This window comes from Synechococcus sp. H55.7, assembly GCF_047462395.1.
GTDB lineage: Bacteria > Cyanobacteriota > Cyanobacteriia > Thermostichales > Thermostichaceae > Thermostichus.
Genome location: NZ_JANSJD010000010.1, coordinates 105,307 through 115,727 on the forward strand (window position 1 = coordinate 105,307; position 10,421 = coordinate 115,727).

8 protein-coding genes are annotated in these 10,421 nt (G+C 59.1%); 5 read left to right on the forward strand and 3 right to left on the reverse strand.

What is annotated here, in order from left to right:
• Complete coding sequence (metG, locus tag NW851_RS06835; protein ID WP_414337373.1) at window positions 1–1,551, reverse strand: methionine--tRNA ligase; 1,551 nt, start codon at window positions 1,549–1,551, stop codon at window positions 1–3.
• Window positions 1,552–1,622: 71 nt separating this feature from the next.
• Between metG and NW851_RS06840 the strand changes: the two genes are divergently transcribed.
• Together NW851_RS06840 and NW851_RS06845 are read left to right on the forward strand one after the other, a co-directional pair.
• Window positions 1,623–3,488, forward strand: a complete 1,866-nt coding sequence (locus NW851_RS06840) for an FAD-dependent oxidoreductase (RefSeq protein ID WP_414337374.1) — start codon at window positions 1,623–1,625, stop codon at window positions 3,486–3,488.
• 37 nt (window positions 3,489–3,525) lie between these two features.
• A complete protein-coding gene (locus NW851_RS06845) occupies window positions 3,526–3,843 on the forward strand; it encodes a hypothetical protein (RefSeq protein WP_414334789.1) in 318 nt (105 codons plus the stop codon).
• A gap of 442 nt (window positions 3,844–4,285) precedes the next feature.
• Here NW851_RS06845 and NW851_RS06850 read toward each other — a convergent pair whose 3' ends face one another.
• The gene (locus tag NW851_RS06850; protein WP_414337376.1) at window positions 4,286–4,654 is read right to left on the reverse strand and encodes a hypothetical protein; all 369 of its coding nucleotides are present in this window, start codon (window positions 4,652–4,654) and stop codon (window positions 4,286–4,288) included.
• Window positions 4,655–5,092: 438 nt separating this feature from the next.
• Between NW851_RS06850 and NW851_RS06855 the strand changes: the two genes are divergently transcribed.
• Window positions 5,093–5,812 carry a response regulator transcription factor gene (locus NW851_RS06855; protein WP_414337378.1) on the forward strand — a complete coding sequence of 240 codons (720 nt, stop codon included), beginning with the start codon at window positions 5,093–5,095 and terminating at the stop codon, window positions 5,810–5,812.
• 28 nt (window positions 5,813–5,840) lie between these two features.
• Here the strand turns inward: NW851_RS06855 and NW851_RS06860 are convergent, their stop codons facing one another.
• Window positions 5,841–6,746 carry an ABC transporter ATP-binding protein gene (locus NW851_RS06860; RefSeq protein ID WP_414337380.1) on the reverse strand — a complete coding sequence of 302 codons (906 nt, stop codon included), beginning with the start codon at window positions 6,744–6,746 and terminating at the stop codon, window positions 5,841–5,843.
• A 235-nt stretch (window positions 6,747–6,981) separates the two neighbouring features.
• On the opposite strand from NW851_RS06860, the gene NW851_RS06865 reads away from it, so the two are divergent.
• Together NW851_RS06865 and NW851_RS06870 are read left to right on the forward strand one after the other, a co-directional pair.
• Window positions 6,982–8,550 carry a TM0106 family RecB-like putative nuclease gene (locus tag NW851_RS06865; RefSeq protein ID WP_414337382.1) on the forward strand — a complete coding sequence of 523 codons (1,569 nt, stop codon included), beginning with the start codon at window positions 6,982–6,984 and terminating at the stop codon, window positions 8,548–8,550.
• A 447-nt stretch (window positions 8,551–8,997) separates the two neighbouring features.
• A complete protein-coding gene (locus NW851_RS06870; RefSeq protein ID WP_414337383.1) occupies window positions 8,998–10,080 on the forward strand; it encodes an ABC transporter substrate-binding protein in 1,083 nt (360 codons plus the stop codon).
• The last annotated feature ends 341 nt before the right edge of the window (window positions 10,081–10,421 follow it).

Consider the following 10,421-nt stretch of genomic DNA (forward strand, 5'->3'; position numbering starts at 1 on the left):
CTATCTGAGAATCCTCTGGAAGACGGGCACAGGAGGTTGGGGCTCTTGCCCGGCGGGAAGCCGGCCCCAACTGGCGTCTGGATCCCAGCGCAATTGGGTAACATCCTGCAAAGGAAACCCCATCTGCTGCAGGATCTTGAGGCTGAGGCTAGGAATAATGGGCGAAAGGGCTACCGCCACCCAGCGCACGCTTTCCAAAACGGCGTAGAGGATCTGGGCCACCTGTTCGCTTTGCCCCTGCTTGTGCAGCGTCCAGGGAGCCTGCTCGTCAAGGTATTTGTTGCTGGCTTGGGCCAAGCTAAGGGCTTTGCGGGCAGCGGAGCTGGGATCCAGCCGCTCGTAGGCATCGGCCACCGCCGGGGCTAGGCGCTCGACCAGGGTTTTGAGGGGGTGATCCGCTGCGATCTGCACCGGGGGAATGCGGTAGTCGGGCTGGTATTTTTTGAGCATATTGAGGGTGCGGTTGAGCAGATTCCCCAGGTCGTTGGCGAGGTCAGCATTGAGAACCTCGATGAAGCGGCCCTCGCTAAAGTCGCCATCCTTGCCCAGCTCAATTTCGGTCAAGAAATAGTAGCGCACGGCATCGGCGCCGTAGCGTTGCACCAGCTCAAAGGGATCCAGCGTGTTCCCCAGGCTTTTGCCCATCTTGAGGCCATCTTTGGTGAGAAAGCCGTGGCCAAAGATTTGTTTAGGCAGCGGCAGCCCTGCCGACATGAGCATGGCCGGCCAGTAGATGGCATGAAAACGGACGATGTCCTTACCCACTAGATGCACATCGGCAGGCCAGTAGCGGCGCAGGGCGTTCTCCAGGGTGGGCTCGTCGTGAGGATCCAAGGCGGCGCTGAGGTAGTTAATGAGGGCATCAAACCAAACGTAAAGGGTTTGGCTGGGATCCGCCGGGAAGGGGATCCCCCAGGAGACGCTGGGGCGAGAGATGGAAAAGTCCCGCAGGCCCTGCTTGACAAAGTTAATGACCTCGTTGCGGCGGCTTTCCGGTTGAATGAACTCCGGGTGCTCCGCATAGAGGGCTTCCAGTTTTTCCTGGTAGCGAGAGAGGCGAAAAAAGTAGTTTTCTTCGTCTTTCCACTCCACTTTCTTGTTGGGGTGAAGGGGGCAAAACCCACCTTCTAGGAGCTCTGACTCGTCCTTGAACTCCTCGCAGGCAACGCAGTACCAGCCCTGCTGCCGTCCAACAAAAATATCCCCCTGCTCCCAAACCCGCTGAAAAAACTCCCGCACAATGGCCTTGTGGCGAGGGTCAGTGGTGCGGATAAAGCGGTCGTAGCGGATATCCAGCAACCGCCAAAGCTCCACAAACTGGGCGGCAATCTCGTCACAGTGCTGCTGCGGCGGAAGGCCGCGCTCTTCAGCGGTGCGCTGGATCTTCTGGCCGTGCTCGTCAGTTCCCGTTACCATCAGCACATCCTTGCCCCGCAGGCGGTGGTAACGGGCGATGGCATCCGCCGCCATGGTGGTGTAGGCGCTGCCGATGTGGGGGGCAGCGTTGACGTAGTAGATGGGTGTGGTGATGACGAAGGTGGAATCCGGCATGAGCAGTTGCAGCGCTTTCCCCCATGATAAAAGTTGCCGGAAAGTCCGGCAGGCCGAGTTACGGGGCAGGGATGAAGCTGGCATTCAACCTAAAGGGATGGGGCTGCGGTGCCCTGGGGGCCGGGATCTTGGGCGCCGGGGCGGCTCTGGCCCAGCCTCTGCCGGAAACCCGCATCCCTTGCGAGATCCTCATCGCTGGGGGCGGGCTGGGGGGGGTGGCGGCGGCCTACGATGCCCTGCGCTTGGGGCGACAGGTGTGCATGACCGAAATGACCGACTGGATTGGCGGCCAGGTGAGCGCCCAGGGGGTCTCGGCTTTGGATGAGCGGCCCCTGCAGCGGGAAAACGAGATCTTTCCCCAGGGCTATAGAGAGTTTCGCCGCCGGGTGCGGGAAAAGTACGGCGGTGATCCCAACCCCGGCAAGTGCTGGGTGAGCGTGCTCTGCTTCTCACCCCAGGTGGGCCACCAGGTCATCCGAGAGATGTTGGATCCCTACCTGCAGTCGGGGCAGTTGCGGCTGTTTACCGAGACGGTGGTCAAGGACGTGGAGATTGAGAACTACCAAATCCGCAGTGTGCAGGCCATCCGCAATATTCCCAAACACGCCGGCGTCCAGCCGGAGAATCGGGGGGATCTCTCCACCTACTTGCTGGATTTTTACCGCCTAGAGCCCACCGCAGACTGGGACAAAGAGATCCTGCGCTTTGAGCCGCCGCCGCAGCGGCAGGGCAAAACCCTACCTTGGGTAGTTATCGATGCTACCGAAACCGGCGAACTGTTGCCCCTGGTGCGGGTGCCCTACCGCCTTGGCACGGATGGGGAAAGCCGCTGGGAGCCCAGCTCCAAGCCCTACAGGGATCCCTACTGCACCCAGGGGTTTACCTACACCTTTGTTGTCGAGCGCTCCGCTGTGCCCCAGGTGCCCATCAAGCCGGAGTTCTACAACGACCCGCTGCACGGCCCCTACTACAGCTTTGAACAGCCGCGCTTTAACTTTGCCCTGGTCTTCACCTACCGCCGCATCCGGGGACAGGTATTTGGCTTTGGGGAAGAGGCCATCCGGGTGGGGGATCAATCCCTGCAGAACTGGACCTGGGGCAACGACTGGCGCATCACCGGGCCAGACAAGAACCTCATCCTCACCCACGAGCAACTGCAAGCCCATCTGGATCCCGGCGGCTGGATGGGGGGCTTGCGGGTAGAGGCGCTGCGGCGGGCCGAGCAACATGCTAAAGGCTTCTTCTACTGGCTGGTGGCGGGGCGGACGGATTTTCTCCTGCAGCAGGCGGATCCTGACTTTCAAAAGGACTTTTACCTGCGCTACCGCTACCTCAAAGGGCCCAATAGCCCGATGGGAACTGCCAGTGGTCTCTCCAAGTACCCCTACATCCGCGAGTCGCGGCGCATCCTCGGTCGGCCCAGCCTTGCCTACCCGGAGGGGTTCACCATCTACGAGTCGGATATCACCACGCGGGAATCGGAGCTAAACCGCGGGCGCCCCTTCATCTTCTACGATTCGGTGGGGGTGGGGCAGTACCCTATTGATTTTCACGAGTGCCTGCTGCCGGATTTTTCGCTGCCCCCCAGCCACAACCAAGATGCCCAAGCCCCTACCTACCCCTACCAGATCCCGCTGCGGGCCCTGATCCCCCAGCGCATTGACAATCTTCTAGCTGGCAGCAAGAACATCGCCACCAGCCGCATTGCCAGCGCCTCTTACCGGGTGCATCCTGTGGAATGGGCCATTGGCACGGCAGCGGGTCATACGGCCCACTTTGCCCTGGAGCGGGATCTGATCCCGGCGGAGATCCTGCGGGAGCCGCTGCTGGACTTGCGGTTGTTGCCCGCTCTCCAAGCCCAGATCCAGAGCTTGGGCAATCCCATTCAATTTCCCGGCACCACCATTACTGCCACCGACTGGGCCCAATCCCGCTAGCCTAGAAAGGCAGGGTTGGGAGCTGGCCATGGAGGCTATGGGGGTTGAATTTGGGGGACTGGAGGCGATCCGCCCTTCGTTGTGGGCGGCCACAGCCCTCTGGAGCCTGGGGTTGATGTGGGGGTTGTCGCCACTGCACCGCCGCCTGCAGGAGGGTTGGGAAAAGCAGTTGTCCTGGGATCCCAGTGGGGCTCTGGCCTCTCTGCTCAGCGTCATCCCTTTCCTGTTGGCAGCAGCGGTGGTGGTGGCTTTCACCGAGATCTCGTTGGGCAAAAGCTGGGCCGTCTCCTGGGGCCTTATTGCCTGTGTTGGCGGTGGCCTCTACGAGCTGGGCCGGCGGGACAACGCCCGCTGACCCAAGCGCTCCGCACCGGCCCTCACCCCCAACAGTATGGACAATGCTAAGCGCTAGAGCAATTTAACTTTTGAGGGGCTCGGGGAGCTCTAAGTCCCGCGCCCTAGCTGAAAGGTGAGCATCGGGATACAGGGGCTCCCCTCGTCTGGCGATTCCCTATGCTGCCAGCGATGGATGAGCTAGACAAATAAACCTTGTCTTGCAAGGCTTTACTGCACTGCTATTCGGATGTGGTGTTATTGGGAGAGTTGGGAAGTACTGCAGGACAACTGGGAAAGAGAAACACTCTGCGCAGTCGGTCTGTCGAGGGGAAACTCCAGACCGGTAGCGAAATCTATCTTTGGGAATGACCGGAAAAGCTCAACAGAGATGTTGGGAAGCCGGCACTGTACCGCCTGGGATCGGTGACGGGAGCATGTCAACCCCTACTCATTACCCCCACTCAATTGGTAAACTTGTTTTGCCAGTCAGTTGTCAAAATCTCTCGACCAAACACCCATCCGGCCAAGATTAGAGGCAGGGACAAGCCCAGGAAGCCGAAAAAACTAATCACCTGGGCTATTTGCCGCTGCGCTTTTTTCTGTTTCGGATCTCGGAGGTTGTTGGCAGCTACCGTTAGCTTCGAGCAAAAGGCCACCACCACTGCACCTACCGGCCCCAGAACCAAAGAGGGCCACAGCCAATCTGCCACTTGCGAGAACGCATAGGCTCCGGTGAAGGGGATGATGACAAAACAAGCCAGCTCCAGGATCCCCCAGGTGAAGAGGGCCAACTGGACATCTTTGCGGAAAACTTCATCGGGATTGTACATAGGTCTCCAGGATGAACTGCTACGATATCACGCTAAGGCATAACCTTCGAGATGGGAAAACAAAGTGCTAAGGCTTCTAGGTTAACTCCAGGTGTAAGGATCTGCCTGGCGGATCCTCTTCCCCTTCCATCTAGGCAACCCTAATGCCCAAGATCCTTGAATAAACCCCCGTTAAGGAGAGAAAGACGGCCTCAGCAAGGATAAACTCCCCCATGTGACCCTATTCACAAAGACCTGAAATAATCTTAAGTAGTTAGTGAGTCGTTTGTGTTTGCTGCCCTTTCCTGCCGAGTTAGGGCGTCTCTTTTCCCTTTTTGGCTGGCAAGCTGGGAGCATGGTGTATCTGCGCAATCGCCGCCCATGAGCTGCCGAAGGGATCCCGATATACCAACACTCTGTACCCTTGACTCTTGCTGTCTTCGAGAGTGTCGAGCCGCCATGCCCCGCATCCTCATCATCGATGATGATCCCAGCATTTGCACTCTGCTGCAGCGGTACTTGCAGCGGCAGGGTTACTCAGTGGAGCTGGCGATGACGGGGGCCGAGGGCCTACAGCAGTTGCGCGCTTTTCAGCCGAGCTTGGTGATTTTGGATCTGAACTTGCCGGATGTGAGCGGCTACGACCTTTGCCAGCAGATGCAAGAAGAGACCGGCGTGTATGTGTTGATGTTAACCAGCCGAGTGAATCCTGCCGACAAGCTGCAAGGATTTCAGTTGGGGGCAGATGACTACCTGACCAAGCCCTTCAGCCTGCCGGAGCTCCTGGCACGGGTGCAGGCCATCCTACGGCGACAACGAACGAAGACCGGAATGGCCGGCGCACCGGTCTTGACCTTTGCCTCTTTGGTAATCGACCCGGAAACCCGAGAAGTCACCCGTGACGGGCGCCCAATTAACCTAACAGCTTTGGAGTTTGACTTGCTCTACACCATGGCCCGACACCCAGGGCGGGTCTGGCGACGGTCTGAGCTGATTCAAGAGGTGTGGGATTTTAACCACGAGGGAGATGAACGGGTGGTCGATGTCCACATCGGCCAAATTCGCAAGAAGCTGGAAACCGATACCAGCCAACCGGAACTGATCCGCACCGTGCGCGGCGTTGGCTACAAGTTCGAGCCTCCCACTCCCAAAGAGGGGTGGGGAGAGGAAAAACCGTAACCTCCCTCTTTCAAAGGGAGAGAGCGCGCTAATCGAGGCGACGGCCTGTCAGACGCACAAAAATGTCTTCTAAGTTGGCAGGGCGCACCATCAGGCCGGTCTTGTCGGGTTCGGCTTCCAACTGCCGCTGGGCTTCCGCCAGGCTGGGGAAAAAGGTGTAGCTCACCTCCTGGCCAGGGCGGGAGCGCACCAGCAGAGCTTCCCCGTACTTCGCCCGCAACTGGTCGGTGCTGCCCAACTCGATCAACTTCCCGCCGTCCATGATGCCGATGCGGTCGCACAGCTCCTCGGCCTCTTCCATGTAGTGGGTAGTAATCAGCAAGGTCATCCCCTGCCGATTCAGATCCCGCAGGATCTCCCACAACAGCCGCCGCGCCTGGGGATCCAACCCAACGGTCGGCTCGTCCAAAAACAAAATTTGCGGCCGGTGCAACAGCGCCCTGGCCACTTGCAAGCGCCGCTTCATGCCGCCGGAGAGGGTCTTCACCTTGTCCTGCCGGCGGTCGGCCAGCTTCACGTACTCCAGCCACTCGTCGATGCGCCGCTGCCGATCCGGGTTGGGGATGTGGTGCATGCGCCCATGGAACTCCAGATTTTCCCAAACCGTCAGCTCTGCCTCCAGGGTGATGGGCTGCAACACCACCCCAATCTGCCGCCGCACCGCCAAGGGATCCCGCACCACGTCATACCCTCCCACCCGGATGGATCCCTGGCTGGGGCGGGTGAGGCTGGTGAGCATGCGGATGGTGGTGGATTTGCCGGCGCCGTTGGGCCCCAGCAGGGCAAACACCTCCCCCTGCGGAATCCGCAGGCTCAGGTCCTGCACGGCCACCTGCTGCCCAAAGCGCTTCCACACCCCCTGCATTTCCACTGCTGCCGGCTGGGTCTGGGGCAGGGCCGGGGCCATCGAAAGAGCGGTTACAGTTGGCTCCATCTGCGGGTGTAAAGAAATCTTTCTTCTCCAGCATACGTCAGTTGAGCCACAGGTCTTGTCGGGGATCCCTGCTGTCAGCGGCAGTCTAGGTTATCTCTCACCTTTTGCCGGCCCAGGATCGCAAGTCCTAAGGGATCCCCAAAAGGCGTGCCACAATGGCAGCAGAGCTTGAGGTCGTCCGCCCTTGGAGTTCCGCGTTGCAGCAGCACAGCAGGGTTCTGTTGACGCAGAGGAGTTGCTGGCTTTTTTTCGCTGCCGGCGCCTGCCCTACTTAGATCGGTTTGGGCCTCAAGAAGCCAAGCTGCCGCCGGAAAACCTGCTGGAGCAATGGCGTCGGGATCGCCAAGCTTTGCAAGCTGCCGTGCTGGAACGATTTCCCGGCGAACAGGTGACGCCGGGCAACGGGGCCCTCTTGGCGGCTATGGCGGCAGGAGCGGAGCGGATCTACGGCGGCCAGATCCTGGCAGAGCTGTTCTGGCAACTGGATTCGAGCAGCACTGAGGAGCTGGCAGGTTTGGAGCCTGATGTTGGCGCCTCACTTGAGCCAGATCCTGACCAGGCTGCAGAGGACTGGGGCGGCGTCGGCAAGACACCATGGGAGTTTGGGCCAGAGTTCCGCTCCGTCTGGGTGAGCAGCTCACTGGATCTTCTCATTCGGGATCCCGCTCTCGTTGGCAGGAGGCGGCACGCCGTCCAACCTTCCTATTGGCCGGTACACATTCGCATTGGCAAGCGCCCCAAACCGGAGTACGAATTGTTGCTGGCGCTGCAGGCAGAATTGCTGGGATCCCTGCAGGGGCAGGTGCCCAAGCGTGGCTTTTTGATTTTAAAAGATGGAAAGTGGCACCCTGTCCACCTAAGCCGCCGCCGCGCCCAGGTACGCCGCCTGCTGCAAGAGTATCTGGGCACTCTCAACCAACCAGAGCCGCCGCAGGTGTTTATGGCCCGCAGCCGCTGTCATCTTTGCCACTGGCGGGAGCACTGTCGGCAATTGAACGCCGTTGCCCAGCCCCTCACTTTGCTGCCGGGCGTAACCGGATCCCGCTATCCCCTTTTGCAAGAGGCAGGGATCGATTCGATTGAGGCTTTGGCCAACGCCCAGTTAGAAATGCTGCAAGCCATCCCCAAGCTGGGAGCCGGCGTGGCCCTACAACTGCAGCTACAAGCCCGTGCCACCCTCAGCCGCCGGCCCCTCTGGATTCAGTCTCCCCCGTTGCCCACAACACCCGTGGAGCTGTACTTCGATATCGAGGCGGATCCCCGCCACAACGTCGCCTACCTGCTGGGCTTGCTGGTGGTAGAGCAAGCCGAGGGGACAAAGGTTGCGAACTACCACGGTTGCCTGGCTGCCGACCCGCGGGAAGAAGGGCAAGCTTGGGAGCAGTTTCTGCAACTGGCACAACGCTATCCCGACGCCCCTATCTACCATTTTCACGGCTTTGAGGTGCAGACCTGCCGACGACTGGGGGAGCAATACCGCACGGATCCCCGTCAGGTGAGGCAATTGTTGCAGCGCTTTGTGGATTTGCACGCCTGGGTACAGCGCTCGGTGGTGCTGCCGATTGAGAGCTATTCCCTAAAGAACATCGCCCGCTGGTTGGGTTTCGAGTGGCGGCTGCCCGATGCCAATGGCGCCCAGTCTATTTATTGGTATAGCCAATGGCTGGAAACGCGGGAGCGCCGCTATTTGGAGCACTCGCTTATCTACAACGAGGATGACTGCCGAGCCACCCATCGCCTCAAAGACTGGCTGTCCCAGGGCGAAGTTCTCCAGCAGGCGGTTTTCCCTACTGTCAACGTCTGAGGTTTCGTCTAAAATCGGCCAAGTCTGTTTAATTGAGCAAGGGGATCCCATGCTGTTGAAATCTCATGAATCTCCCCGCCATCAGGGCAGAAACCGTCGCGGTCGCGGGGGATCGGCACGTAAGCGCCAACTGGACAAACGGAACCGCGCCTTGATGCAGCGATTGCGACAAGGAGAGCGTGCTCTCAGCTCTCGAACTTCTCGGCAGGGACAAGTCAACCCTGCCTTTTTTGTGCCTGCTTTTCCTTTCTCTCGGCCTGAACCGGAAAAGGATAGACCAAGTTCCCACTTTTGCGGAAAGGGGCTTTCCTCAGCAGTAAAGGTATTCTCGAATACAGAAGTTTGACTCTGTCTTGCTAAGCTGACCTTCTGGGGTCGTCGCCTCATTCTTGGCCACCTTTCCCCTTGCGGATCCCTACTGAGCCAGGTGCTGCGGAGCATACGGATATGTCCATCTCGAAATCGTCGCGTCGCCAATTCCTGCAATCTGCTGCTGCGGCTGCCTCTCTGGTGGCCGTTGGCGGGCTAAAGGCCAAGGCCCAGAGCCGCGGGCCGCTTCTGGTTTCCCAGGGCCTGACACCCCTGAAGTTCACCCTTTCTTGGTTGCCTTCCTCGATGGATACCCCCCTTGGAACTGCGATCTTGAAGGGCTACTTTGCTGAAGAGGGGCTAGAAGTAACCTACGAGCGCGGCTTTGGCTCTGCCGATTCCATCACTAAGATTGCTGCTGGCCAGTACGACCTGGGGGAAGGGGATCCCTACTCCATGATCGAGTTCAACGCCAAAAACCCGGATGTGCCCCTGGTGGCGATCTTTGTTCACTTCAACCGCTCTCCCTTCGGCATCTATACGCTGAAAGGCAGAGGCATTACAGAGCCGGCCCAACTGGCGGGCAAGAAGCTGGGGGCGCCTGCAGGAGATGCGCCGCGTCGGCTCTGGCCGGTGTTTGCCAAGCAAGTCGGCATCGATCCGGCTTCAGTAGAGTGGCTAACCATGGAGCCACAGTTACGCGAGCCCTTCCTGATCCAAGGCCGGGTGGACGCAATTAGCGGCTTTATGACCTCGGCCATGCCCAATTTAGTGCGGGGTGGCGTTAGCTTGAACGACATCACGCCTTTTCTCTACAACGACTATGGCCTTGAGCTGTACGGTAATGCCGTCATCACCCGCGTGCAACTGCTGCGCGAGAAGCCGGAGCAACTCAAAGCTTTCTTGAGGGCCTACGTCAAGGGCTGGCAAGACACCATCCGCGACCCCGACGGCAATATGTTGGCGTTTTTGGACAAAGCCAGAGCCGAAGGGCAGGTGCTGGACACGGCCATTGAGAAACTGCGTCTCACCCTAGCTATGCCGCGTCTGTTTGTTACCGATGAGGTGCGGGAAATTGGCTTGGGGGACGTGGTGCCTGCCCGGATGGAAACCGCGATTGCTCAGGTGGTGGATGGCTTTGGCCTCTCTGCCAAACCGCCTCTGGAGAAAGTATTTGACAACAGCTTGCTTCCCCCCAAATCTGAGCGAATGATCGCCTGATCTGGAGAATCACACAACAACTTTGAAGCGCTGTCTGTTGACTTGCAGAGACAGTGAACGCTTCTTGCCGGCCAGATGGCTTTTCCCGATGGCAGGTGAGGAACCCAGCTCATTGGCTCAGTCATTTCAGCAAGATATTCTTCAAGCTTTTCACAGCAGGGATCCCAGACTTCTCTTGGGAGAGAGGTAGGTTTTAATCGCGTTTGCATTGCTGGGTTAGAGATGGCAAGCGAGGCGCAGCAGCAAGGGAATATCTCAAACTTTGTTTAACGTAAGGTGCGGAATTCCCCACCGTCTATACGGTGGGGATGGATAGCACCCTCTGACTGATTCTGGATGTA

Excerpts from the sequence above, each read along its gene's own strand:
- NW851_RS06860 (WP_414337380.1), bottom strand. The coding sequence starts at position 6,746 with ATGGAGCCAACTGTAACCGCTCTTTCGATGGCCCCGGCCCTGCCCCAG.
- NW851_RS06855 (WP_414337378.1), top strand. The coding sequence starts at position 5,093 with ATGCCCCGCATCCTCATCATCGATGATGATCCCAGCATTTGCACTCTG.
- NW851_RS06840 (WP_414337374.1), top strand. The coding sequence starts at position 1,623 with ATGAAGCTGGCATTCAACCTAAAGGGATGGGGCTGCGGTGCCCTGGGG.
- NW851_RS06850 (WP_414337376.1), bottom strand. The coding sequence starts at position 4,654 with ATGTACAATCCCGATGAAGTTTTCCGCAAAGATGTCCAGTTGGCCCTC.
- NW851_RS06870 (WP_414337383.1), top strand. The coding sequence starts at position 8,998 with ATGTCCATCTCGAAATCGTCGCGTCGCCAATTCCTGCAATCTGCTGCT.
- NW851_RS06845 (WP_414334789.1), top strand. The coding sequence starts at position 3,526 with ATGGGGGTTGAATTTGGGGGACTGGAGGCGATCCGCCCTTCGTTGTGG.
- metG (WP_414337373.1), bottom strand. The coding sequence starts at position 1,551 with ATGCCGGATTCCACCTTCGTCATCACCACACCCATCTACTACGTCAAC.